General features: G+C 51.5%; 20 protein-coding genes. 6 read left to right on the top strand and 14 right to left on the bottom strand.

Annotated features, from left to right (window positions below):
• Nucleotides 1-15 precede the first annotated feature (15 nt).
• Genes E4Z61_RS05070 through E4Z61_RS05040 form a run of 7 tightly spaced genes read right to left on the bottom strand, consistent with a single transcriptional unit; the run spans nt 16 to nt 6,940 of the window.
• Nucleotides 16-954: an oligopeptide/dipeptide ABC transporter ATP-binding protein gene (locus tag E4Z61_RS05070; protein ID WP_135321823.1), complete on the bottom strand. Its 939-nt coding sequence runs from the start codon at nt 952-954 to the stop codon at nt 16-18.
• A complete protein-coding gene (locus tag E4Z61_RS05065; RefSeq protein WP_135321822.1) occupies nt 947-1,933 on the bottom strand; it encodes an ABC transporter ATP-binding protein in 987 nt (328 codons plus the stop codon). The genes E4Z61_RS05070 and E4Z61_RS05065 overlap by 8 nt, the downstream gene beginning before the upstream one ends.
• Nucleotides 1,930-2,826 carry a D,D-dipeptide ABC transporter permease gene (gene ddpC, locus E4Z61_RS05060; RefSeq protein WP_135321821.1) on the bottom strand — a complete coding sequence of 299 codons (897 nt, stop codon included), beginning with the start codon at nt 2,824-2,826 and terminating at the stop codon, nt 1,930-1,932. Before ddpC ends, E4Z61_RS05065 begins: the two co-directional genes overlap by 4 nt.
• Nucleotides 2,823-3,845, bottom strand: coding sequence for an ABC transporter permease (locus E4Z61_RS05055; RefSeq protein WP_135321820.1), 1,023 nt, complete (start codon nt 3,843-3,845; stop codon nt 2,823-2,825). The genes ddpC and E4Z61_RS05055 overlap by 4 nt, the downstream gene beginning before the upstream one ends.
• Before the next feature lie 48 nt (nt 3,846-3,893).
• The gene (locus E4Z61_RS05050) at nt 3,894-5,456 is read right to left on the bottom strand and encodes an ABC transporter substrate-binding protein (protein ID WP_135321819.1); all 1,563 of its coding nucleotides are present in this window, start codon (nt 5,454-5,456) and stop codon (nt 3,894-3,896) included.
• 15 nt (nt 5,457-5,471) lie between these two features.
• Nucleotides 5,472-6,059: a D-alanyl-D-alanine dipeptidase gene (ddpX, locus tag E4Z61_RS05045; protein WP_135321818.1), complete on the bottom strand. Its 588-nt coding sequence runs from the start codon at nt 6,057-6,059 to the stop codon at nt 5,472-5,474.
• 14 nt (nt 6,060-6,073) lie between these two features.
• On the bottom strand, nt 6,074-6,940 hold the full coding sequence (locus E4Z61_RS05040) for a MurR/RpiR family transcriptional regulator (protein WP_135321817.1): 867 nt from the start codon (nt 6,938-6,940) through the stop codon (nt 6,074-6,076).
• A 399-nt stretch (nt 6,941-7,339) separates the two neighbouring features.
• On the opposite strand from E4Z61_RS05040, the gene hdeB reads away from it, so the two are divergent.
• Nucleotides 7,340-7,669 (top strand): acid-activated periplasmic chaperone HdeB, encoded by a 330-nt coding sequence (hdeB, locus tag E4Z61_RS05035; RefSeq protein ID WP_135321816.1) that lies wholly within the window; start codon nt 7,340-7,342, stop codon nt 7,667-7,669.
• 155 nt (nt 7,670-7,824) lie between these two features.
• Complete coding sequence (locus E4Z61_RS05030) at nt 7,825-9,768, top strand: methyl-accepting chemotaxis protein (RefSeq protein WP_135321815.1); 1,944 nt, start codon at nt 7,825-7,827, stop codon at nt 9,766-9,768.
• A gap of 49 nt (nt 9,769-9,817) precedes the next feature.
• Here E4Z61_RS05030 and E4Z61_RS05025 read toward each other — a convergent pair whose 3' ends face one another.
• Nucleotides 9,818-10,957, bottom strand: coding sequence for an HlyD family secretion protein (locus tag E4Z61_RS05025; RefSeq protein ID WP_135321814.1), 1,140 nt, complete (start codon nt 10,955-10,957; stop codon nt 9,818-9,820).
• 2 nt (nt 10,958-10,959) lie between these two features.
• Nucleotides 10,960-11,298, bottom strand: a complete 339-nt coding sequence (locus E4Z61_RS05020; RefSeq protein WP_135321813.1) for a DUF3302 domain-containing protein — start codon at nt 11,296-11,298, stop codon at nt 10,960-10,962.
• Nucleotides 11,299-11,415: 117 nt separating this feature from the next.
• Between E4Z61_RS05020 and E4Z61_RS05015 the strand changes: the two genes are divergently transcribed.
• The 3 genes from E4Z61_RS05015 (at nt 11,416) to E4Z61_RS05005 (ending at nt 13,871) form a co-directional block, all read left to right on the top strand.
• Nucleotides 11,416-12,132: a helix-turn-helix domain-containing protein gene (locus E4Z61_RS05015; RefSeq protein WP_135321812.1), complete on the top strand. Its 717-nt coding sequence runs from the start codon at nt 11,416-11,418 to the stop codon at nt 12,130-12,132.
• Nucleotides 12,133-12,295: 163 nt separating this feature from the next.
• On the top strand, nt 12,296-12,610 hold the full coding sequence (locus tag E4Z61_RS05010) for a helix-turn-helix domain-containing protein (protein WP_135321811.1): 315 nt from the start codon (nt 12,296-12,298) through the stop codon (nt 12,608-12,610).
• On the top strand, nt 12,603-13,871 hold the full coding sequence (locus tag E4Z61_RS05005; RefSeq protein WP_135321810.1) for a type II toxin-antitoxin system HipA family toxin: 1,269 nt from the start codon (nt 12,603-12,605) through the stop codon (nt 13,869-13,871). Before E4Z61_RS05010 ends, E4Z61_RS05005 begins: the two co-directional genes overlap by 8 nt.
• 18 nt (nt 13,872-13,889) lie before the next feature.
• Here E4Z61_RS05005 and E4Z61_RS05000 read toward each other — a convergent pair whose 3' ends face one another.
• The 5 genes from E4Z61_RS05000 to E4Z61_RS04980 form a co-directional block, all read right to left on the bottom strand.
• Entirely contained in the window at nt 13,890-15,257 is a 1,368-nt protein-coding gene (locus tag E4Z61_RS05000) for a glycoside hydrolase family 10-like protein (RefSeq protein WP_135321809.1), read from the bottom strand.
• Nucleotides 15,258-15,269: 12 nt separating this feature from the next.
• A complete protein-coding gene (locus E4Z61_RS04995; protein WP_135321808.1) occupies nt 15,270-15,557 on the bottom strand; it encodes a VF530 family protein in 288 nt (95 codons plus the stop codon).
• A gap of 158 nt (nt 15,558-15,715) precedes the next feature.
• Nucleotides 15,716-17,050, bottom strand: a complete 1,335-nt coding sequence (locus tag E4Z61_RS04990) for an HlyD family type I secretion periplasmic adaptor subunit (protein ID WP_135321807.1) — start codon at nt 17,048-17,050, stop codon at nt 15,716-15,718.
• Between the two features lie 2 nt (nt 17,051-17,052).
• Entirely contained in the window at nt 17,053-18,792 is a 1,740-nt protein-coding gene (locus E4Z61_RS04985; protein ID WP_135321806.1) for a type I secretion system permease/ATPase, read from the bottom strand.
• A gap of 10 nt (nt 18,793-18,802) precedes the next feature.
• Nucleotides 18,803-24,127, bottom strand: coding sequence for a peroxidase family protein (locus tag E4Z61_RS04980; RefSeq protein WP_135321805.1), 5,325 nt, complete (start codon nt 24,125-24,127; stop codon nt 18,803-18,805).
• A 1,007-nt stretch (nt 24,128-25,134) separates the two neighbouring features.
• On the opposite strand from E4Z61_RS04980, the gene E4Z61_RS04975 reads away from it, so the two are divergent.
• A complete protein-coding gene (locus tag E4Z61_RS04975; protein WP_135321804.1) occupies nt 25,135-25,689 on the top strand; it encodes a fimbrial protein in 555 nt (184 codons plus the stop codon).
• Nucleotides 25,690-25,717: the final 28 nt, after the last annotated feature.

Below are 25,717 nucleotides of genomic sequence, written 5' to 3'. Positions count from 1 at the left end.
AATACGCCTGCCTGGTCAGCCCCCGGTAACCGCCCGCCAGCAGCGAACTTCACATCCGGTGTCACTTTTTAACAATGCCTGTTTCTTCTCACACCCGTGAGTCGCCAGCGGGCAGCGGTCGCGGAAATAGCATCCTTGCGGTAGCGTTCGATTTCCCGGCAGCTCAGTTTTTCGTAACAGCAGATCTTCCGCCAGCGGCGCGCCGGTTTTGGGAACAGAATCCAGCAACAGACGTGTGTAAGGGTGTTGCGGATGGGTTAATACTTGCTGAGCGTCACCCAGTTCGACAATTTGCCCCAGATACATCACCGCCACGCGATCGCTCATATGCCGCACCACGGATACGTTATGTGAGATCAGCACGTAGGTCAGGTTTCTGCGTACCTGTAGCGCAACCAGCAGGTTGAGAATTTGCGCCTGCACGGAAATATCCAGCGCCGAGGTGGGCTCATCAAGCACGATCACATCGGGTTCAGAGGACAACGCGCGGGCAATGGCAATACGCTGGCGCTGGCCACCGGAAAACGCATGTGGCAGGCGATCGAGATATTCCGGGCGAATCCCCACCTGTCGCGCCAAATCCTCGGCAAGCATGCGTCGTTCACGCTCCGGACTCCGCTTTTGGATCCACACCGGTTCAGTTATGATCCGCCAGACCGGTAAGCGCGGATCCAGCGATGAGAGTGGGTCCTGAAAGACCATTTGCATACCGCTGTGTTTTTCTGTGCTGCGGTCGCATTGCCCCTGACTCGGCTTGAGCATGCCCATTAGCAACTGCGCCAACGTACTTTTACCACAGCCAGATTCGCCGACGATGCCTAGCGTTTCCCCCTGGCGGATCTGTAAATCCATCCCGTTGAGTGCATGCACGTGTTCAGTGACCTTGCCAAGCCAATTTCTACGGGCCGGGAAGTTGACATGCACATCCTGCAACGACAGTAAAATGTCAGTCATGGATTGTCTCCAGTTGTGGATACCAACAGGCGGACTGCTGATCTGTACGCCCCTGACTGCGTAACGTCGGGACCGCTTCACACTGTGCACCGGCGGCAAAACAGCGTTCACGGAATGCGCATCCAACAGGTAATTGGGTTAAGTTCGGTACAGTTCCCGGAATTGCAGGCAGCGGGGCGCGGGGCACACCGTGTTCCGGCGCGCATTTCAGCAAGCCGATGGAATAGGGATGCGTCGGGTGTTGAATCACCGTATGCGTCGGGCCGCTTTCAATCACGCTTCCGGCGTACATGACGTACAACCTGTCGCACAGTTGCGAAACCACCGCCATATCGTGGCTGATAAACAGCACCGCCGTGCCGCTGGCCCGAGCTTTATGCTTCAGCAAGCGCAGCACCTGCAGTTGCACTGTCACATCCAGCGCAGTGGTTGGTTCATCGGCGATAATCAGTTCCGGTTCGCAGGAAAAGGCCAGTGCGATCATCACGCGCTGGCGCATACCGCCGGAAAGCTCAAACGGGAAACGCAACATCACCTCGGCGGCGTCCGGGATTTGCATCTCTTCCAGCAACGCGATGGCTTTTTGACGGGCATCCGTGCGGCTGAGTGATTGATGATGGCGGATCACCTCCACCATTTGCTGACCAATGCGCCGGGTCGGGTTCAATGCCGTCATCGGCTCTTGAAAAATCATCGCCACGCGAGCCCCGCGCCATTGGCGCATCTGTTTCTCGCTGGCGTTCAGCACATCTTCACCGAGCAGCGAAACGCGCCCCTGGTGAACGCGATAGCTGCCCTCCGGCAGCAGGCGCATGGCGAGCATGGCGGTCACGGATTTTCCGGAGCCGGACTCGCCGACCACACCGACAATCTCACCCCGGTTGATGTGCAGTGAGACGTGGTTCAACGCGTGGACGTCTGCTTTATAGCCGGGGAAGCTCAGGTGCAAATTCTCGATTTCCAGTACGGGTTGAGTCATGACTGTTTTCCTCCGGCTTTTGGGTCCAGCAGGTCACGAATACCGTCACCGAAGAGATTGAAACCGACAGCGGTAATCAGAATGGCGGCGCCAGGAAACGCGCAGTACCACCACTGGTCAAGCACATAGTTGCGACCAATCGCCACCATTGCTCCCCATTCCGCGCTGGGCTGTTGCGCCCCCAGACCGATAAACCCGAGCGTGGCGGCCATCAGGATCGCACTGCCGATGTCCAGCGACGCCTGCACAATCAGTGGTGGCAAAGAATTACGTAAGATATGCCAGCTAATCAGATGCCAGCGGGACGCGCCATAGGTGCGGGCCGCCTGCACATAGGTAAACTGGCGTACCACCAACGTTTGCCCACGGGCCAGGCGCACGTAGAAAGGAATACGCACAATCGCAATAGCCAGCATGGCGTTAAACAGGCTGGGTCCCAGCGCGGCGGCAAGCGCCATCGTCAGCACCAGTGAGGGGATCGACAGCATCACGTCCATCATGCGCATAATAATCGCATCAGCACGTCCCCCCATCACGCCGGACAGACAGCCGACCAGCGAGCCAATTCCGCCGGCGATGCCTACCACCACCAGTCCGGCGACGATCGACTGCTGGCTGCCAACCAGCACACGACTAAACAGATCGCGTCCCACCTCATCGGTACCAAACCAGTGCGCGGCAGATGGCGGCAGCAAACGCGCGTTCAGGTCAATGGTGTTGGGATCGTAAGGTGTTATCCACGGTGACAGCACCATCATTAACAGCATCAGCACGATGATCACCCCACCAATCAGCGTTAGCGGGCTGCTTTTCATCATCCAGAACAACTTTGCCCAGTCACGGCGGCGGCGGGCGGTTGGCGAGGCGGCGGGCGTTTCTTGCGAGAGCATCATTCAGCACCTCCACGTCCAATTCGTGGGTCGATCCACAGGTAGAGTAAATCCACCACCAGGTTGACCAGCACATAAGCAAAGGAAACGACCACGGCAAATCCCATCACCGCCGGGAAGTCGAGTGCCTGAATGGACGTTACCACCCAGGCGCCCATACCCGGCCACGCGAAGACCGTTTCGGTGAGTACCGCGCCGTAGAGCAGATCGCCCAATGCCAGACCGAGAACGGTGATTGAGGGGATCAGCGCGTTAGGTAGCGCATAACACAAAATGATGTACCAGCCCGGTAAACCGCTGGCGCGGGCGGTGCGGATGTAATCTTCGCTAAGCTGTTCGAGCATGGCGGAGCGAATCTGGCGGGCGACAATCCCCAGATGCACAAAGGCCAGCGTCAGAGAGGGTAAGATCAGATGCTGGAGCGCATTGAAAAACACCTCGCCATTGCCTTCCAGCAGCGCATCTATCAGGTAAAACCCGGTAACGTGCGTCGGCGGATCCAGCCAGTCGTCGAGGCGTCCACCGCCAGGCAAAATTTGCAGATGACCGTAAAACAGCACGATAACCCCGAGACCGAGCCAGAACGCTGGCGTCGAAATACCGGTGATCGCCATCAAACGCACAAGGTGATCGAGCCAGCGGTTACGCCAGACGGCGGATAAAATTCCCAGCGGAATACCGATAATCAGCGCCAGCAGCAAAGAACAAAAGGCCAGTTCAAGCGTGGCGGGGAAGAAGATGCGTAGCTCATCCATGACTGGACGCCCGGTACGAATCGAGGTGCCTAAATCTCCCTGAAAAACATCGCTGACGTAGCGAAAAAATTGCACGTACAGCGGCTGATTCAGGCCCAGCTGTTGGCGAATATTTTCAACAATTTCATCGCTGGCGCGATCGCCCGCCAGCAGCCGCGCGGGGTCGCCCGGGATCAGGTGCGAAATAATAAAGGTGATCACGCAAACACCGGCTACCACCAGGATAAGTCCCCAGCAGCGCTGGCGTAAAATGCTCCAGAAAGTCATTGGCTTCCCCTTGCGGAGCCAATGCGGCTCCGCATAAACGTGGTGAGATTATTTACTCATGGTGGCGATATTGAAGACCTGTTCCAGCATCGGATTGAATACAAATCCTTTGACGTCTTTGTTCATCGCCAGCTGATAGTTTTTCTGGAATAAATAAACGTAGGCCGCTTCATCAATCACGATAGTTTGTGCCTGCTGGTAATCATTGGTCCTGGCAACCTGGTCGGTAGTTGACAACGCACTGCGCAGCAGCTTATCGACCTCGCCGTTTTCATAGAATGAACGGTTACCCGGTAAGCCTTTCTTATCGGACTCAAACCAGTAGTTCATAAACATGTACGGGTCGGCAAAGTCCGGGCTCCAGTTGCCAATGGCGATGTCATAATCGCCTTTACCGACGCGGTCACGCATGGTGGCGTTCGCCAGTTTCTCCAGTTTCACCTTGATCCCCAGCTTGCCAAGGCTGGCCTGGGTGGCGAGGGCAATCGGCTCCCAGTTTGGATCATTATCCGAGTACAGGAAGCTCAGGCTGTCAGGCTTGGTCGCGACTTTGTCCCACTCAGCTTTGGCTTTCGCTTCATCAAAACTGTACTGCATTGCTTTTTCATCAAAGCCCCACATGCCTTCGGGGATCGGGCCGCGCATTTGTTTACCGTTGCCGCTGAGGATCCCGTTCACCATCCCCTTATAATCGGTTGACCACGAAACGGCGCGGCGTAAATCCACCTGGTTGAGCGGCGCTTTGCTGTTGTTCAGGTACAGGTAGGTCACGCGCAGCGACGGGTAATCCGCGACGTTGACTTTGCCTTCCTGTTTTAAGGCGGCAAGCTGATCGACAGGCAGCGCATCGGCGATGTCGATATCGCCGCGCGACAGTTGCAGACGGCGGGAGGCACTTTCACCGATGATTTTCACCGATACGCGCTTAAATACTGGCTTTGGCCCCGCCCAGTGCGGGTTAGGCACCAGAACCAACTGCTGTCCTTTTTGCCAGCTTTTCAACATGAAGGGACCCGAGCCCGCCGTATTCTGTGCAAGGAAACCACGCGCATCGTCAGCGGCATGTTCTTTTAAGATGAGCGGGTTGATTATCGAAGCCCCGTCATTCGCCAGCGTGTACAGGAACGGTGCGAACGGCTGGCTGAGGGTAAACTTCACCGTACTGGCATCAATGGCCTCAACCTTCAGATCTTTCGGGAACGCTTCGGCAGGTCCCTGACCAATTTTGAGTAAACGTTCAAAAGATTGCTTCACCGCCTCTGCCGTCACCGGCGTACCGTCGGCAAATTTGGCATCGTTTTTCAGGGTGAAGGTCCATTCTTTCTGATCGTCAGACGCTTTCCAGCCGCTGGCTAAATCACCTTCTACTTCCGTAGAACCTTTATCGCCTTCGGTTTTGTACTGCACCAAACGTTGGTAAGACGGATAGGTCACCGTCCAGTCGTTGTTATCAATTGTGACGGCAGGGTCGAGCGTTTGCGGATCGGCGGCTTTACCAATCACCAGCATATCCTTGGGCACTGCAGCCTGCGCGGCGGGCAGGGCCGCCGCTAATGCGAGCGCTATCAGAGCGGGACGAAACAGCGATGTTAAGGCATGTGTTGTCTTCATAACCAGGCTCCAGAATTAAAAGGGGTGTGATGTTGTTATTTGTGGTGCAGGGAAGCACGCAATACAGTCTTCAAGCAGGGGATAGCGGGCAGCGTCAGGTAATTCAAAATGCCACCATTCGCTGCTGATCCCGACAAAACCGCCACCTGACATAATGGCGTTTAGCAACAGTCGATTACGCTGCGCTTGCGGCGGAACCGAAGGGTGCCAGGCGTGGGAACGATCGTGCATTTCATCAAAATCGGCGCCCATATCGAGGACATTGCCACGTTCATCCATCAGCGTGACGTCAATGGCTGTGCCCCGACTGTGATTGGAGCCAATCGCCACGTCCACAACGTACTGTGGGTCGGGACAGGCATTCCACAGCATCGCCTGCGCCTGCTGTGGGCGATACGCGTCGTATACCACCAGGTTCAGGCCCGCCAGGTGCGCAATGCTGATGCTTTTGGCCAGTCCAGTGACCGCATCGGTGTGTAACAGGCAGCGCGCTTCCCGGTAGACAGGTGCGCCGGTAATGTTATCGCTAGTGGCGTATTTGAGATCGATATGCAGTGACGGAAAGATCACCGACAGGTCGACCAGTACAGAAGTCTCTGGCATAGCACGTTTCCTGTTTATTGTTCGAATTGACCAAACTGTTGTTGGAGTTGGCGATTGGTTTGCAGACGTCCGGCGAGGGCGTCGCCCAATTGCGCCACCACCGCGGAGAGTAATAAGTTGAACAGACAGCTGATGGGAGCGAGCGAGTCCCAGAAATGTCCGGTGTCAGTTTTCACCTGGAGTAAATCGATGGCGTAGTCTCTGGCCCAGGGACACCAGACGTCGGTTATCAGCGCAAGCGGGATGTGGCGTTCGCTGGCGACCCGGCAATATTGTCGTGACGTCGCGGAGTAGGCGCGCGTATCGGTTATCACTACATAAGGCTGGTTAAATCCTGAATTAAGCGACTCAACCCAGCTACCGGAAAGGCCTTCGGAGTAACTGACTTTTGGCCGCAGGTATTCCAGATGGCTGAAAAAGGCGTTGGCGATCCCACGGGTCGACTGAATACCGAGGATATACACGGCCTCCGCGTGCGCCAGCTGCCGCGCAATGCGCAGAAATGTCTCGCTTTGCGCCAGCTGATAAACATGGGTAATGGCGTCAATTTCCAGCAGTAGCGACTGCTGTGCCCGGTCCGGCAGGCTTTGCTGCTGGTGCCAGAAATCGAGCCGTTCATTCATTCCCCAGGGCTGATAGGGAATTGCGGGCAGTTCACGCAGGCTAGCTTTAGCGTCTTCAAGATTGCGAAAACCCAGTTTGCGCAGGTAGCGTCCAACGGTAATACCACTGGTTCCTGTCGCCTTGGCAATACCGTCGGCAGTTTCGAATGGGATCTGTGCAGCGTGTGCTAACAACCAACCGGCAACGCGCTTTTCACTGGGCGTTAGCTGGCTGAAAGTGTGTTCTACGCGGGCGAATAATTCAGGTTTTGATGTCATTACCGTCTCGCTGTTAGTTGTCTGTCAGATACCGTTTCGCTGTTACTGGATTAACAATGCAGGACGCGTGCCATGTCTGCGCCTCCGGTTTACTGGGGGCACTTGTTAAAAAATGAGTTATTTAATTAACCAATGATCAACATTTGTGCAGCGTAGTTCAGATTTGGTGCAACGGCAGGGGAAGTGGGGTATGAATCTGCTGAATTCGTCGGAACGATCACATTGTGGGGGAGATTTCCACTCTCACATCAGAATTGGTCACCTTAAATATAAGTTTCAGCCATATCAACAACCACAATCTTTATTATTTTGACGGTAGGGGTATTATTTTTCTCGAACTACATTAACGGTTTAAAGCGCAAGTGTAGATATTATCTATATTATAAATGGAGTACTACGATGAATAAATTCTCCCTTTCTACAGCAGGTATTCTGGTTGCCGCGCTGTTAACCAGTGTCAGCGTCAGTGCAGCAACAGAAACAACTAAAACTGAAGTGACTCCGAAAGGCATGAGCTGCCAGGAATTTATTGATTTGAACCCGCAAACTATGGCTCCAGTTGCCTTCTGGGTGCTGAACGAAGATGAAGACTTCAAAGGTGGTGACTTCGTAGACTATAACGAAACGATCACGACTGCGGTTCCATTGACCGTTGAACTTTGCAAAAAACATCCGCAGAGCGAATTAAGCAAAATAAAAGCTGAGATCAAAAAAGAATTATCCAAATAAGATTAAAGGCTTATTAAAACCCAGTCAAAGTGCTGGGTTTTGCTATATGTGACAATGTCACTTATTTGTTTTGTAATACTTAAGAAAACCTTATAAAGATATAAACTCCGGTGCCGATACTGCATAAAAGTTAGCCTTTTGCAGAAGGAGTTTGTATGGCCTGGTATCCTACTCGTATTTCTACACGTTTAACCATTGGCGGCATTCTGTTGCTTGCAGTTACCACCCTGGTAATTGTTGCCATTATGCTTTGGCGCGGTCAGCCGCGCGTCGTTGAGATCAATACCGCCCTGATAGAAGAGACAGGGCAAGGTTTAACCCGCCAACTGAGTACCGTGTTATCGCGCATTGAAGGCGAAACTGTCAGTTTGTCACGACTGGCCGAGGTGCTGCCTAACGATGAATCCCTGTATCAAAGCGTAGTGCCGCATCTGATTGGTGAAGATAACCACTCGATTATTACCGGCGGCGGGATCTGGCCTGAGCCGGGGGCGTTTAGCGCCGGCGTGGAGAAACGGAGCTTTTTCTGGGCGCGTAATGCCGAAGGAAAACTGGTGTTTTCCAATGATTATAATGCTGATGGATCAAGTGGTTATCATAACGAAAGTTGGTATCAGCATGCCAAAGGGCAGTCGCAGAATAGCTGCCTGTGGTCTGATGTTTATCAGGATGCCAGTTCCGGCGTTAATATGGTGACCTGCAGTATCCCGTACCAGCTCTCGGGCAAATTCGCCGGGGTGGCGACCACTGATATTCGTCTGGATAACGTCGCCACCTTTATGCAGCAGCAGGGCAATAGCACCGGCGGCTATGCGTTTGTGGTTGATAAGCAGGGGCAGATCCTGTATTTCCCACAGGCCGATAACGATAATCATAAAACATTTAGCGATCTGTCCCGCAGCGCACAATGGCTGGCTCCGGTCGAGAATGGCCTGAAGTCGCTTCGCGTCGCAGACGGTGTGAAGAGCATTACGCTGGAAAATGACAACGTGCTGAATGCACCGTCGCGGGTGATGCTGTTCCCGATGGCGGACACCGGATGGGTTGTGGGACTGGTCACGCCGGAATCACGCATTGTTGGTCTCGCCAAAGTAATGATGCAGGACGTGCTGGAAGTGTTGATCCCGATTATGACGGTTCTGCTGGTGGGTTCCTGGCTGGTGGTTCGCCGACTGATCTCACGTCTGGACGATACGCGTCGTGCACTCGATGATATTGCCCAGGGCGAGGGCGATCTTACCCGTCGTCTCGATGTGCGCGGCAAAGATGAGATATCAGCTATCGCTGAGGCGTTTAATCTGTTTGTTGATAAAATTGCAGCCATTCTGATCACCGTCAGAAGCAGTAGCGTGGTGGTCGCTAATAACGCAGTCAGCCTGGCAGACAGCAATATGGAACTCTCATCACGGGTTACGCAGCAAGCTGCTGCACTGGAAGAAAGTTCGGCAGCGATGGAACAGTTAAATGCAACCGTTCATCAAAATGCGAGCAACACGCAGCTGGCGGATGAGCTATCTGACAATACCGCGAAAACGGCCAACCGTTGCGGCGATGTGATGCAAGGCGTTATCTCCACCATGGATAACGTTAGCGGCTCATCCGGCAGAATGGTGGAAATCGTCGCGGTGATTGACAGCATTGCCTTCCAGACCAATATTCTGGCCCTGAATGCCGCCGTTGAAGCAGCCCGCGCGGGCGATGCAGGCAGAGGATTTGCCGTTGTCGCATCAGAAGTTCGCACGCTGGCGCAGCGTAGCGCGACAGCCGCCCAGGAAATCAAAGCATTGATCGATGAGTCGGTGTCTCATGTTGGCAGTAGCAGTCAGCAAATTCACAATGCCGGCGAACGCCTGGAAGAACTGGTCAACAATGTGCGCCAGGTTCGGCAGTTGATGGGCGAAATTCGCGTAGCAGGGGAAGAACAGCGCAAAGGCGTTTCTGAAGTCACACTGGCGGTAACCGAAATGGACAGCACCGTGCAGCAGAATGCATCGTTAATCGATGACGCTGCCGCTCGCACCCAGGTACTTAAAGAAGAGGCCGAACAGTTAGCATTGCTGGTTTCTACTTTCAGATTGCCTGAGCCTGCAGTTGCCTGATTGCCGTAAAAAACGTATTCGGGCGCAATCTCTGCGCCCGGATACACAATTAGTGATCCAGATAGAGGTAGTGCATCCAACTGGTCATGCGTAAAAGTATCTTTCGTAACAATGACAAGGCTTCAAAATGGTGCGCGGAATAGACGGCAACCTGTGCAGTCACACCATCAGGCAATTGCCGTTCAGCCTGATTATCATCGACATCTATACTGACGAGCACTTTGTTGCTCCCTGACGCCACATTCAACGACTGTAACGTTCCCTGCGCGTAATAAGCCCCAGTTGGGATCACCGGTGCCACGTTTACTACTTTTCCTTCGATCACCTGTCCGGGCAAACCATTGAAGACAATCTCCGCATCGTCGCCCACGTTCAGACGTAAAATAGAGTTCTGGCGGAAAGCCGCCACGATTTGATTCTTGTGGGCGGGAATAAATACCATCACGGGTTTAAAAGGCAACCTCGAGGCATACGTTCCCGGACGAACCAAAAGTTGGCTGATATAACCGTCGCTTGGGGCACGAACAATGGTTTGTTCATAATTAAATCGCGCCTCATCAATCTGTGCCTGTAAACTGGCGATCTGCGAATTTTGACCATTGATACTGCTGTCGAGTTCTTTTTGAATACTGTTCAATTCAGCATTGGCGGCATCCATCGCGGCATTTTGTGCCAGATAATCCTGACGAGCCGTATCAATATCATTGGCGGTAAACGGGTTGACCTTCGCCCGGCTTCCTTGCTGATAACGCTGATAATTGTTGTAATACTTATCACGCTCAGCTTTCGCCTGCTCAAACTGAAGACGTGCGCTGTTGCGTTTTTCTTCCAGCGCCATAACGTCATGTTTTTCCGTGACGATATCCGCTTCAAGTTTATCCAGCTTGGCTTTATAGCGGGTAGGGTCGATTTTAAAAAGGATCTCACCTTTTTTGATTGGGGTATTAATTTTATCTGTAACTTCGGACACCACGCCAGTGACCTGCGGGACCACCGGAATGCCGACAACCAATTTTTGTGCCTCCTCTGTATAAGGGTGATTGTAATTCATTGTGAGAATTAACGCCCCCAGCATGACTATTCCACCGAGTACCGCCGACGGTACCGTCCATTTATTCAATGGCACTTTAAATATTTTGAAAATGACATAAACAATAGCAGCGTAGGTTAATATTAATAATGTTTCCACGTTCAGTTTACCTTCGATTCCTGCACGTCGCAGGGTGCCATTTGTTCAAGTGTTTTCTCTAATGATGCGATGCGTGCAGTGAGCACCTCCGTGTCATTGCGCGGAGAATGTCCATGCCAGCCATTTTTGTCGCTGTATAACGTTGCCCATATCCACAGAAATGGCCAGATTGCATGCAGCGTAAACAGGCTTACCCAACCGGCCACATGAATAGCATCCAGGTGGGGATGATTGCGTTTCCTGGCAATTTCATAGGGGATATCATGCAATATCAGTACGCCATAAAAGATAATTAAGAACACGAAAACGAGCATCGCTAATGCTATATAGTTAAGTAACATAAAAACTCCTGTTGTTAGCGTGCATTATCACCATATTTTTAATGGCAAATAATTTTAATATGTTAAAAATATAAAACAGGACTTTCTAAAACACTTCAAATATAAGTCAATCCAAAAATGGATTTTCCTCATTTGATTTTTTTCCTAATACGGATAATGATTGAGGAAAGACAAAATCAATATTTTGAGTGTGCTATGACAAATCCTCCTGAACAATCGGGTAGCTGCGCAGAACTTCTGTCGATAAATATCGCCAGGCTTTTCAAAGCATTATTACCCCTTTCCGAACCTCAATCCTTATATCGCAGTGGGTCTTTTATCATGGACTCTCAGGGAGAGAACGGGATCTGGCTGCTGACCGAAGGAAGGATTGTGATCAGGCGGCGCATTGACGGGCTTGTTCTGGCAAGCCAGCAGGCACCGATAATGTTGGGGATGGCCGAATTTTTTCTCCCCACCGGGCATAATTTTTATGATATTGAGGCCATCAGTCCTTGTACGACACATGTGGTCAAGAAAACAGATTTTATGACGGTCGTTAATCGCGATCAGTTATGGGAATCGGTCGCGATAGTCGAAGCCTATATCATCCAGGTGATGAGCCAACGCGATCGCCTCATCACCAGTCGGAGCGCAACGGATATGGTCTGGGGACACCTCGAACTGCTGCAACAAGAGCCTGAAGAGATTAGAAAAAGAATCTCTGCAGCACAATACATCAGAGAGCGAACCGGACTTTCGCGCAGTACCATTATGGATTCACTTGCCAGACTAAAACGGCAGGGGGCAATCCAACTTCAGCGCGGTCATCTGGTGTGTATCTGTATAGACTAATGCCCCTTATTTTCCTTCACTATAAATCCAATATAACGCCTCTTATATTGGTTTAACGGCGTTAACTCTCTTTTTTTGTGTCTTACGTAATTTTGTATCCTCCTTCGTTTAACTCTATAATATTGGGTGTAAAGGTCATTTTTCACAGATAAGGCCCAATATTATGGATTTATCCCTTCAAACCCCCGCCGATATTGTCAAACTGCTTTGCGATCGGTTACGCAAAGAGCGGTTGGCAAAGCAGATGACGCAAGCCGATGTGGCCGCCCGTTCGGGAATTGGGGTCAACACGGTCTCGAATCTGGAAGCCGGTAAGAACGTAGGATTTGAGAATCTGGTAAAAGTGGCCATGGTGTTAGGCTATGGCGACGCACTTGCAGAGCTGTTCAAACCTAAAATTGACAGTCTGGATGATATCTTACGTTATGAGAAAAGCGCTGCGCGTCAGCGGGTGAAAAGGAAAAACGCGGATGCCTGAACAAGTTGATGTCTTTTATGAAGGCTGGGGTGAAAAATGGCTATGGGGGAAATTGATTTCCTCTACGGCGTTAACCGGGCGACCGTTGATCGCATTTGAATACAGCGAAGAAGCCATACGCAGAGGGCTGGAGTTGTCCCGGTTAATGCTGCCGCTGAATGGACCACGTTTGCGACGAGATTTTCCTGCGCATCAGTTGGGATTACCCGGTCCGGTCTACGACTCACTGCCCGATGGCTGGGGGATGTTGCTGATGGATCGGCTGTTTAAGCGCCGTGGATTAAACGCCGCCCGCATTGGCCCTCTGGAGCGACTCACTTGGGTGGGTGGTAACGCCATGGGATCGATGACGTTTCATCCTGTACAGGCAGACGCCCAGCAGTTATCAAAAGAAGACGTCCCCCTCGACCAGCTCGCCTCTGAAGTTCAGGAAGTGCTGAGTGGAGAGGGCGGAGAGTTTCTGCAAAGACTGCTCCAGATGGGGGGATCACCACAAGGAGCAAGACCAAAAGCGTTATTATATCGTGACACTGTCACGCTTAAATTCACAACAGTCCCGTTTCCAGGCGCCGAGAGTTGGCTAATTAAATTTCCGGCAAAATATGAACACGCAGAAGTGTGTGCAATAGAGGCCGCTTATGCCGAGTGCTTACGCCAGTGCGCAATCAGCACGCCTGATACGGCCTATTTTAGTCTGCCAGGTGGACAGGCGGCATTTGCTTCCCGCCGGTTCGACCGCAACCAGGAGATGCGCATTCCGATGCAAAGTCTGGCGGCGCTCACCGGTGCCAATTATCAGGTGCCTGGCGCGCTTGATTACCGGGATTTTTTGCGCGCCACGCAAATTTGCACCAATGATGTCAGAGAGAAAGCGAAGGCATTTGAACGTGTCGTTTTTAATGTGGCCTTCAATAACCGGGATGACCATCCGAAAAACTTCGCCTATTTAATGTCGGCAGAAGGTCACTGGACACTGGCACCCGCTTTCGATGTCACCTACTGCGACGGGCCTGGCGGATATCATCAAATGGATGTGTTGGGGGAAGCGCTGGATATTGAAAGAAAACATCTCGCAGGGTTGGGTGAACAAGAAGCTGAATTATCTGCGGCTAACGTCGCTGAGATAATAGAGAAAGTGTGTACGGTTGCTGCGAATTTTAGCCAGATCGCCAAAGACCGGTATCCCGGGCAAATTACGCCTGCCACGCTGAACGATCTACAGAAACGAATGAATGAAAATATCCGCCGCTTAATGCCATAGCGGCGGATAGTGGCAATATTACTGCCCCCAGCGGTTACGGATATAGGTCACCGCGTCCTGGGTTTGCGGTTGATTGAGGTAATCTTCTCTGAACAGAATCGTACCGTTGATGTGTGGTTCAGACTCGTTCATATCGAGCTGTTTTTTCAGTTCAGGGACACCGCCGTTAACCGTCCAGTCGGGTTCTTTTCTCGACGGCTCACCGACCTTATACAGTGCAACGCCAATATACAGGCGCGTGTTGGTTGACTTGACCACGTCTGCCCACCATTTCGCCAGCACATCATAACGTGCGGCATCGCGGGCAAAAGGCCAGTAAAGCTGCGGGGCAATGTAGTCCAGCAGACCCAGTTGTACCCAGCGACGAGTGTCGGCATAGGATTCATCATACGCCGCCGCACCACGCGTGTCGGAACCGGCCGGGTCGTGCGAACGGTTACGCCATACGCCTGCCGGACTGACGCCGAACTCCACTTCAGGATTCAGTTTCTTGATGGTTTGCGAAACCTGTTCGATCAACTTTTCCGTGTTATGCCGCCGCCAGTCCGCTTTCGAGGCGAATCCCTGACCATACTCTCTGAAGGTCTGGGCGTCGTTAAGCGTCGAGCCGGGTGACTCGGTGTAGAAGTAGTCATCAAACTGTACGCCGTCGACGGGATAATTCTCTACCACTTCAGCCACAATACTGGCTACCCAGTCCCTGACTTCAGGAATGCCAGGGTCGAGGACAAAACGTTCTCCAGCCGTGCGGATCCAGTCGCGGTGCAGGACAAAGACACTCGATGGATGTTGCGACAGAGTGTTGTTTAACTCTGTCACGGTACCCGGTTTCGTGTTGACGGACACGCGATAGGGGTTAAACCAGGCATGAACTCTCATACCGCGCTTGTGCGCTTCGTCGAGCATAAACTGCAGCGGATCGTAACCCGGATCTTCACCAATCTTGCCCGTCAGGGTATCTGACCAGGGTAAAATTTTGGATTTCCACAGCGCGGTGGCGTCCGGTTTGACCTGGAAAAACACGGTGTTGATCCCGAGGCGTTTTAGATTATCCAGCTTATCCGTTAGCGCTTTTTGCTGTTGACTAATGCGGGTAGCAGACGAACTAACGTTAACGGAGGCCATCGGCGGCCAGTCCAGACGGGAAACCGTCGCCAACCAAACACCACGCACGGGTTCCAGGCTGCGTTGCGGTTTAGTCAGCGGAGGTTGCGGGGGCGTTTTTGACACCGGCGGTTCGGAAGAGCAACTGCCGAGTAAGAGCATGCTACCGACGAGCACGGCAAACCATTTCACGTTGGTTATCGGGAGTATGTTGCGAGAACGGGCGAGAAGATTCGCCAGCCTTTTCTGGTAATGACCTGAAATAAAACCGAATGCTGACATCTGATAAGGCTCTTATTTCTTGTTAATACGACTATTAGCCCAGGGGTCAAAGGCAGGAGATTCTGTGTTTTCCTGGGCGTCATCATTCAGGGAATCAAGATACAGCGCTTCAACTTCAGCACGCGCCCACGGCGTGCGGCGCAGAAATTTTAAACTGGATTTAACGCTGGGTTCGTTTTTAAAACAGTTGATGTTAATGAGCTGGCTCAGCTCAGCCCAACCAAAGCGAGCAACCAACGCATTGACCTGCATTTCAAGCGTTACGCCATGTAAAGGGTCTTTCGAAGTATGAGCATTCATATGAAGTCCAGTTCAGTGATTCTATATTAATCATTCGCGCACGCAGTAGGCTTGCGAGGGGGAAGGTTACAAGAAAGCAGGGCGACCAGCAATGGCATAAACAGGCCTGATGCTCGCACATGAGCACCAGGGTTCCTGTGGCGGTATAGAATTGATGATCAGTACTCTTTAAACGCCAGTTCCAGACGGGCGAGCAATGGTTTGAACAGGTAGCTTAAAAATGTCCGCTCACCGGTTTTAATCGTTACGCTGGCGGGCATCCCAGCTTTAATTTTGTAATCGCCCAGCAAGCGCGCACCTTCAGAAGAGACCTGCACTTCGGCGAGATAATAGGGCTGCTGCGTGGCCTCATCAATTAAACGGTCTGCGGAAACGGTTAATACATGCGCAGGCACCGACGGCAACAGCGCGTGGTTAAGGGCGGGAAACAGCACATCCACCGTTAACCCCGGGGCGAGTTTATCGATGGCATGCACCGGTATTTTGGCATCGATTTGCATCGGTTGTCCGGCGGCGACAATATCCATAAGATGTTCGCCTGGCTGAATAACGCCGCCGATGGTGCTGACCTTAACGTCCAGCACCACGCCGTTAATGGGCGAGCGAATTTCCGTATTATCCAGTTCATGGCGGGTGGACACTAGTTCATCTTCCAGCATGGCGACTTCTTTTTGGTTTTCGGTCAGTTCAGACTCCACCTCACGCAGGTACTGATGACGGGCCTGATACGCTTTGATTTTCAGTTCATTTTGCTGAGATTTGAGTTTGGCAATATTCAAAATATCTTCTGAGACACTGCTGGATATTTCAGCTGCCTCGCGCTCAAGCACCAGTAATTGCGCTTTCGGATAGTAGTTTTTTTCACTCAGCGCACGAATCGCGCCGAGTTCCCGGTTAATCAGAGTGAACTGATGATCGCGATAGCCTTTTATTTTGTTTAAATTATCCGTTTGCCCGATCAGGCCATCGAGCGTTTCCTGAATCATCGACAATTCATCCTGAATCGTTTTACGCCGGGTATCGAAGAGTTTGGCCTGCAAGTTTCTGACCTCTGTCAGACGTTTATTCCCGGAAAATTGCTGAGTCAGCGTGCTATTGAAGGCAATTTCTTCCAGACCGTCTCGTTCTGCCATCAGCCGGTCTTCGATACTTTTTGCTGAAATATATTGGGCGTTTAACGCACTAAAACGCATATCGAGCTGCATTTTATCCAGACGGACGAGCACCTGATTTTTTTTGACCAGGTCTCCTTCTTTGATAAAAATATCCGTGACGCGTCCACCGCTCAGATGTTGAATGGTTTTCCGGTTACTTGACACGGTCACCGTGCCATCCGCAACAACCCCAGCATCCAACGGCGCTTGCACCGCCCAGAGCAGAAAGCCGCCGACGCCGAAAATAATGACAACGATCCCCCGAATGATTGGCGCCCAAATATTGGTATCCACACCAGCGGAACCCGAATTCCCAGACCCTTCATGGTTCTTTTTCATCTTCATGCCTCGCGTTTTTGTTCATTGTTGGATGAAGACGCTGTCGCCACCGGTTTTAATACGTTGGCCTGGCGTAAAGTGGTAAACACCTGGTCGCGGGTGCCAAACTCCTGGATTGCGCCGTCATTGAGCAGCAAGACTTTATTGACCACACCGAGCAGCGTGGGCCGGTGGGAGATGATAACGGTGGTTTGCCCCTGTGTTCTGAGGGTATTAATGGCTTTGATGAGGGCGAATTCACCGGCGTCATCAAGGTTAGCATTCGGTTCATCAAGGACCAGAAATGCAGGGTTGTTATAGACAGCGCGCGCCAGCCCAATACGTTGTCGCTGACCACCGGAGAGCTGGTGGCCGCCAGATCCCAGTAGCGTGTCGTATCCCTGGGGTAAGCGCAGGATCATCTCATGGACGCCAGCCAGCAGTGCGGCAGCCACAATGAGTTCGCTGTCATTCTTCGTAAAGCGGGCGATGTTTTGCGCGATTGTTCCGTCAAACAATTCGACATCCTGGGGAAGATAGCCGATAGATGGGCCGAGCAATTCTTTATCCCACTGACAAATATCCGCGCCGTCTAACCTGACTTTTCCCGATAGCGGTTTCCATACGCCGACCAGCACTTTGGCCAGCGACGTTTTTCCTGATGCAGACGGGCCGATAATCCCCAGCACTTCGCCTTGTTCAAGCTGAAATGAGATATTACGCAACAGCGGCGTATGCTGACCGGGTGCCGCCGCGAAGACGCCTTCGACGCTGATATTCCCTTTTGGCTTCGGCAAGGGCAGGACATCTTTCGGTGCCGGGTACTCCTTCAGCAGCGTTGAGAGCTGGTGCCACGCGCTGCGAAACTGCACAAACTGCTTCCAGCTGCCGATCACTTGCTCAACTGGGTTCAGGACTCGCCCCAGAATAATCGAGGCGGCAATCATCAGGCCGGGGGTAATTTGCCCCCCGATCACCAGTAAGGCACCGGCACCCAGCGCAATGGATTGCAGGAGAACCCGAACAAAACGGCTCAGGCTGCTTAATCCTGCCGTTTTATCGGCGATCTGCGTTTGCAGTACCAGCACTTTGTCATGCTGTTCCTGCCAGTGAAATTTGATGGTAGAGAGCATCCCCATTGCTTCAATGGTATCGGAATTTTGCAGCTGCTTATTCAGTTTGGTGGCATTGTTGATGGTCAACGCATGGGCTTGTTGAATAGGGCGTTTAGTCGCTATTTCAGAGACCAGCGTCAGAATAAACAGTAAGGATATTCCGCCCAGGGAGAGATATCCCAACAGGGGATGGACAAGAAACGCGATGAATAAATAGATGGGCGTCCACGGTATATCCAGCAGGGCAAACAGACTGTTGCCAGAAAGAAACTGACGAATCTGATCAAGCTCTGCGATTGACTGCGCTGGGTTGTTATCACCGGTGGCAATCTTTCTTTTAAACGCCGAGTTAAAAATCAGCTGGCTTAACTTCACATCCAGCCGATTTCCCAGACGAACCATGACCTTAGCCCGAGCTGATTCAATCATGGCAATAACAATGTATAAGCCGACAATGAGCAGGGTTAACATTAATAGCGTCGTGGTGTTTTTACTCACCAGAACGCGGTCGTAAACCTGTAGCATATAAATTGCCGGCGCCAGCATAAGCATATTAATCACACAACTAAAAAACAACAGTATAAGAAAAGTGGGTTTCGTTCCTTTTAATGCATTATTCAGTTCTGTTGGCGTATGCTGGCGCGACATAGTCTTCTCCTTATACGATCAACGATCCATTGCCGTTGTTACTGGCAAGGGTGTTTGGCATTTCCAGATAAAAATCACCAATAGTGACGGTGCTCGAATTGACGCCGACCAACGTAATGTTGTCAGTACCGATAGTTACGACTGTATTACCGTTGCTACCAGTGATGGATACGCTGCTGGCAAAATTACCCGCATTAATCCCTAGCAAGACCAGATCCAGATAATCCTGTCCGCCGTTAGGGTTACTATCAAAGCCGGTAATACGGTCTCGCCCAAAGGCGGTGCCAAAGGCGAAGATGTCATTCCCAGTACCGCCATCCAGATTGTCATTGCCTTCCTGACCATTGAGAATGTCGTCGCCGTTGCCGCCGGAAAGGGTATCGGCACCTGCGCCGCCAATCATGACGTCATTGCCGTTTCCACCCTGCAAGTTATCAACGCCATCACCGCCATCCAGGAAGTCATTGCCGACGCCGCCGAACAGCTGGTCGTTGCCTCCCATGCCAAACAACTGGTCGTTGCCCGCGCCACCTGTGATGATGTTGGCAAGACCATTCCCGGTACCGATAAAACCGCCGCTGCCAGTGAACACCAACTCTTCCACGTTATCGCTCAGGTCGTAGCTGCTGAGACTGGTGCGAACCACATCCGTCCCGCCGTTCAGACCTTCGATCACCACATCGCCAAAGTCATTCACGATATAGGTGTCATTGCCGGTACCGCCAGTCATGCTATCTGCCCCCAGACCGCCGTCGAGGGTATCGTCACCAGCATCCCCCTGCAGCGTGTCTTGTCCGGCGTCACCAAACAGGTTGTCGTTTCCGGCTCCACCAACCAGCAGGTCATCTCCCGCAGCACCCGACAAGGTGTCATTACCGTTTTCACCGCGCAGAATGTCACTCCAGGCGGTACCGGTCAGGGTGTTGTTTCCGTTATTACCAACAATCAGGTCACCAACCGGCTGGGTGGTTGTTGATGTTAGAACAACCGGGGGGTTGCCTTCGTCATCAACGACGGTGACCACCACCTGCAACGTCCGTCCTACAGCCGCCTGGCCGGGTGTATAGGTGGCCGAGGTCGCACCGATAATGTTAACGAACCCGGTCGGGGAACTCATTCTCCATTGGTAGCTGAAATTACCGCCGCTCAGACCATCGGCATCGGCAATACCCGAAACTACCGCAGTCAGCGTCAGGCTCTCGGTTGGCGTCAGGTCATTAATCACCGGCACGCCGGTGGTCGCCTGATTACGAGGCAAGATCGCCTGGGTTTGCGCAGAGACTAAGGTTTCCGCATCGCCCATTTGATCGTTAAAACTGGCGACGACACGCAGCGGAGCGCCCTGGATAGTACCCGGCACCCTGAACTCCACGCCGGTAGCCTGATCGCGCCATTGACCGTTAACCAGCGCCTGCCAGGTCATGGTAATAACCGTATTTGCCGCGAGCCCGTTGCCATCCAGCAAGTTCGCCACGTTTACGCGCAGTAAGTCGCCCACCGAAGGCGCTGCGCTACTGATATTGACGTTGCCCGTCGCTTTTTGCGCCGTTACCCACAACTGCTGACCATCACCGAACTCCAGTTTTTCAATGTTCAGCAGACGATCGGTACCATCATCCAGATTCAAGGCGGCATTTGGCGTTGCGTGGTCAACCCTGAGGCTACCGTCAGCCATACGGGTAAAGGCATAGTTAGTGCTGAGATCGCGGTAGACTGCCACATCAGTTTCAGTACCATCACCTTCATGCAAGATTTCACGCACGATGGACAGTTGATTCGGCTTCAGCGTGCCCGCCAGCATGTACGATTTCAACTCGGCCATACTTTCGGCGCTGGTCAGTCCCGCCATGCCGGTGACGGCAATGCGTACGTTCAGCCATGCATCACCATCAATGATGTCATTACCGGCTTTACCCATAATGCGGTCGCTGCCGCCGCCGCCGAGTAAAATATCGCTACCATCATCAGGATTCAGTAGTACCGCGTTCGGATTAGCCGAGCGTTCTACGCCGAGAATGGCTTGCAGACCGTCAATTCTGTCAGCACCTTCCTGAGTGAGATTATTGGAGAGGGGAACGCCCTGAACCGGTGCCGTACCGAGCGGCTGTTCCGTACCGGTTAAGATATCGTTGTGTTTCCATCCGGACAGTCCTTCAACCAGGTCGAAACGGTCGCGCAGAATAAATTCCTGCTGGTTGACGAAAATCGGGATCCCAAGGTCAGAGTTCGCTGCGTTCGGGTCGCCTTTATGGATAGCCCAGTCGAAACCGGCCATGCCGTTATTGCGCTGAATTCCCGCGCCCTGAACCATGATGTCGTCACCGGCTTCACCATCGTAGTCAGTGTCGTTGCCCTGACCATTCAGAACGTCGTGACCAATAATGGTACTGTTGAAGAACAGCTCAGAGTTGTCCCCGGCAAGGGTGTCAAATCCGTCACCACCTTCCAGCCAGTCGTCACCTTCGTTCCCCATCAGGGTATCAGCGCCCGATCCCCCCAGTGCAAAGTCATTACCTTGCCCCGAGAAGACTTCCTGGGCATCTTCGCCGACGACCACAAAGTCACTTCCGCTGCCGCCAAAAACCAGATCGTTACCGTTACCGGAGAAGATGACATCGTGTCCGGCATCGCCGTGAAGGAAGTCAGCATCGCCAACTGGCGTACCGGTGTCAGTAATGATGTCATCACCGTCACCGCCGTGAACCACATCCGCTTCATCGCCACCGTCCAGACGATCATCGCCGCCGTCGCCCCACAGGCTGTCGATGCCTTTCCCTCCGATTAACGTATCGTTGCCTGCCGTACCACCAAGTACGACGTGCCCATCACCGGTATATTTCAGATATCCACCGTCAGCAAAGCCATCACCGTTCACATCAGCGCCCGGATCGCGGCGCACCAGGAGCGGTGAGAGCAGGTCCTTCAGCGGATTCCCCCATTTAGGATCGATTTCCGTTTGTAGGACGCGGTTCACTTCGAAAATATGGTCTGGCGTCTGGAACAGGTTGGCGGGCAGGTGAGAAGAACCATTTTCACCCAGATCGCTATTACGCATGACCAGAGCGGAAAACGAGTTGGCCTCCAGTTCGTTGAGCATGTTCAGGCCCTGAACGCGGCTCAGATAATAGAAACGGTCGCCGTCCTGCAACATTTCCATTTGTGTTTCGAAAACAAAGTTGAAGGTTGAACCCAGCATGCCGCCAAATTCGTTTTTGCGTTCAGCCAGCCCGCCGATCCAGAAATCGATCATGTTCAGGCCCGTTTCTTTCGTCGCCCACGCACCGGTACTGTTGAAGAAATCCATCGCGTCCGCAGGTGGGGCATTGTTGGCGTCGCCAAACAGTAAGAAGTTAACCGCCGCGCGTTTACCTTCAAGGCTGGTAGCATTGAGGATCAGCTCGTGCTGACCATAGGCGGCCATAAAGTTAATGATCGAGGCGGGATTTTTCAGGTACGTCGTAAAATCAGACCAACTGGTATAGGGCCGAAGTTGGCTATCACCGCTTAAGGCAAAGAACTGCTCACGGGCCTGATTCAGCGTTGGCATTGCCGTATCACGTCCACGGGCAATGTTAAGCGCGCCTAAATCAAGCGGCAAACCGATGAGGTTGTTACGCAGGGCATCAGTAATAAATTCATCAATTTCGTTGCCGACCTGTCGCGTCATACCGCGCACAATCGCGCCGATAGCCTGTTCATCAGAAACGGTGGCGCCGTTAATTTCATTGAATGCCACCGGATTAAGAAACGCCGCTATCAGGCCGATATCACCGTTTTGCATGTCAATGTCGGTACGCGCCACGGTTTCTGTCAGCATAGAGTGCCCGAAACGATAAACGACATGCGCAAATTCGGCAAAGATCAGTGGGTTAATATCTGCCGTGTTTGAGAAGACAAACGGATCGACCGCAGGTTGTACAGTACGCGCAAACTCCTCGAAAACGAGATGCTGGTACTGCATTTCCGTGGAGAAACGTCCTGCCTGGAATAAATACTCACCGTTCCACACCAGGGTATTGGTATCTGCTGGCAGCTCGGTTATTTGGTGGTTCGGCATCAACCATTGGTTAATGAGGTCAACGTCGCCGGTTTCCAGCAGGGTGGTTTTATATTGCTCCACCAGGCGATTGTGTTCGCTGTGAAATACGGCGTGGACAGCGGTTAAGCCAATGTTTTCATTACCGCGGCCGTCGCCGGTGATAAAGTGGCGGTCGAGCATTTCATCATCATAGGTTCCAGCAGCCTGTGTGCCACCAATGACATCATCATTGTCGGCCACCAGGCCCGATTTTGGTGCGGCAGTATGCGCAATATCATCAAGAAAAGCATGTCCGGTACGCAGCGTATTCGCGGATAAGACGCTACCGTTCGCTTCGACTAACCCGGCGGTAGTGACGATCTGCACTTTACCATTTTCACTTAAAATCAAATTACCGTAACGATCGGTCGCCAGCAGAGGAACATTAAAAACGTCCTGATCGGTGAGTTTAATACCGAGCAAGTGTTCAGCCTGGTTTTTGACGTCAGCCCAGGTTGCCAGACCACCGTTAGCCCCGCCTAATAGGTTACCAGTAGGCTCTGGTTTACCGTCGATTAATACGTATTCACGGATAAAAATCTGATGCGAAGGATGGGAAGTATAGGTTTGGTTTTGATCAATGAATGGGGTAGTCAGGTTTACAGTATCATGATTTTCATCAACTTCGGCTCGTGTTAATACCATAAAGTTAGTTGGTGATCCCTCCACATATAAAGGGTCATCGGGTTGCAACGGAATGAAGACAATGCCGTTTCCCCCTTTTGGTATTAAGTCCAGGCCATGGTCAAAAAACTGTCCAAAAAAAGTCATCCAGCCATTAAAAGCGGGGGAGAGACCAATATCGGGAGACTGGTTAGGGATAGATAAACTGCCATTTCCTGTAGTAGTCCCGCCACCAGGGGCATCTTTTAGTTCGTTGAATGCTTCGAGCGCAGCCGGGTTAGACGCCGTTTGATCTGAGATTAAATTACTGATAACTCTGGGATCTGCATCGATAACCGTGCCACCAATTTGTGTGTAACTGGTCATCGCATCCGCATCCTGCCAGTTCAATGCCGTTAGCCTCGGCATTGTCTGGTCAGCAGAACCATATAATTCCTGACCCGGCAGGAGATTATTCCATGATCCGTCAACAGTTCGGAGTCCGTAGGGTAACAGCGGGCTGGATACTAAATCACGAAGCGCATCGCCATTGACGGTGCCATCCGGATTAGTCGCTGCTTCAGATATTTTGATCTGCTTGAGAATAAAAGCGAGATCGTGCAGTGTGACAGTAAAGTCATATTGTGAGGCCATAATAATTACCCCTATCTTTACCTTAAATTAGCTATCATCACTCGGTTCTTCTGTTTACAACATACACATGAGAATGAGTCGTATTTAATTGCTAGTTGTTAGTGCATTGCAAAAGTCCATTTATTGAAATACTTAAAATATTAACTACGTAATTAGAGTTATTCTCCTGAAGTTTTTGCTTAACGTAATAATGCCCACTTTACTAATGGATTCAGCGTCAAAGAATGGCAGACAGCCTTTTTCCCCATTGAATTTGTAGATATATTCAAGGCGCATAGTGTTACAAGACGATGGTTTCGTCATGTTTAAACGGGTCGGGGTTTTATCTCACATTACATTTTTGTGATTATCATAACTATGGATTTTCCTGGAGCGACTTCACTCATACTTTTTGATGAGTAAGCGTAAATTTTCATTTCTTTACATTTCAATTGATGTCAATTTATTTTTACGCTGCTAAGGGTTCACAGACGAGCAGGGTAGACCTCAGAATATTACTACATTATTATCTCTCACTTATGTAGCACGCCAGTACCGTTCAGAAATAAACCATGCTTATTATTTTTCTTATCAACAACACTTTCTCTAAAAAATTCCCCCTGCGAACTTATATCTACCGTGATATTTAAGTGCCCCCAACGATCTCTGTTGGTCATTAACATGATTAATCTGTGAAACCTCTGAATTTCACCTGCCTCACATGGTCCTAAGAAAAATTTTTCTTAAACACATGTTATTTTTATTAAGCAAGCAAAAACAAACAGTTATGATCATATAAAAACATTTTTATCTTATTTAAGATCGCTACCTATCCCATTTGAGATAAAAAAGGTTTTAATCTCTGCGATTATTCTTAAACTAACAATCATCGTAGGGTTACCCCTATGATGCCATAAGACCTTGCTGGCATCTGTTTTCCCCTTAAGTTAAATATTCCGCTTTCTGCGGAGGGGTTGTTGCGTAACATCATCAGGATGCCTGTGTATTTTTTATTAAGGACAGACAATATGAAAATCAATATTCCACATGCCAGCTATATATTTGTTGCTGGTAGTCTGGCGCTGTTATTTGCTCAGGTCGCGCATGCTGACTCAGCGAATACCATCACTTTTAAAGGCGAAGTGACTGAGCAAACTTGCGAAGTTACCGTTAACGGTGTAAATGCGCGACCGGTTGTATTGCTGCCTTCTGTCGCTAAAAGTGAACTCGCGACTGTAGCTTCCTCAACAGGACTGACAACATTCACCCTCGGTGTGACCGGTTGCACTGTCGATGCTGATGCGTTGGATATTAAGACGATATTCATTGCCAATAATATGACCGAACGCGGTAACCTGGCCAATACCGGTACGGCGCAAAACGTCGAGTTGCAGTTAATGACAAACAGTAGCGGCACCACTGCTATTGATCTGCGTAATACAACACCGGTTGCTGGCATCACCGTAGCGGCAGGCAGTACTTCTGGAGAACACGACTTCGCTGTGCAGTATTTCAGTCCGAACGGTGGTACGACCGCTGGTACGGTTGTCGGTACCGTGCAATACGCCGTTTCCTACCTGTAAGCGAGTTCGGTGTGATGAAAGGATTAGC

Source organism: Citrobacter tructae (assembly GCF_004684345.1).
Lineage (GTDB): Bacteria > Pseudomonadota > Gammaproteobacteria > Enterobacterales > Enterobacteriaceae > Citrobacter > Citrobacter tructae.
This window is presented reverse-complemented; position numbering and strand designations above follow the sequence as displayed.